The organism is Rahnella perminowiae (genome assembly GCF_019049695.1).
Classification (GTDB): Bacteria; Pseudomonadota; Gammaproteobacteria; order Enterobacterales; family Enterobacteriaceae; genus Rahnella; species Rahnella perminowiae.
In genome coordinates, this window is record NZ_JAFMOT010000059.1 from 1 (window position 1) to 443 (window position 443).

The 443-nt window shown below is 48.8% G+C and carries 1 protein-coding gene; it reads left to right on the forward strand.

The window, feature by feature from the left end:
- The coding region (locus J1781_RS00275; protein WP_238483433.1) for an AIR synthase-related protein at positions 1 to 443 on the forward strand (443 nt) is incomplete at both ends.

Here is a 443-nt window from a genome sequence, read left to right on the forward strand (position 1 = left end):
TTATGCCACAGGAAAACTGGACGTCGATACCGCAGCAACGGTTATCAGTGGTATCGGTGACGGCTGTAAATTGGCAAATTGTGCGCTCATCGGTGGCGAGACGGCTGAAATGCCGGGTATGTATCAAGATGACGACTATGATTTGGCAGGTTTTTGTGTGGGCGTCGTCGAAGAGTCGGAAGTTATCACGGGTAAAAACGTTGCCAACAGTGATGTGTTAATCGGTATCGCCTCTAGCGGCGTGCATTCAAATGGTTATTCATTGGTGCGTAAAGTCATTGAAGTCAGCGGTGCCGATGTTGCCACTGAACAATTAGACGGCAAAGCATTAAAAGACGTGTTGATGGCACCGACAAAAATCTATGTCAAAGCCATTGGACAACTGCAAAAAACCTTGGGCAACGCAAGCTTGCATGCGATGGCACATATCACCGGCGGCGGCT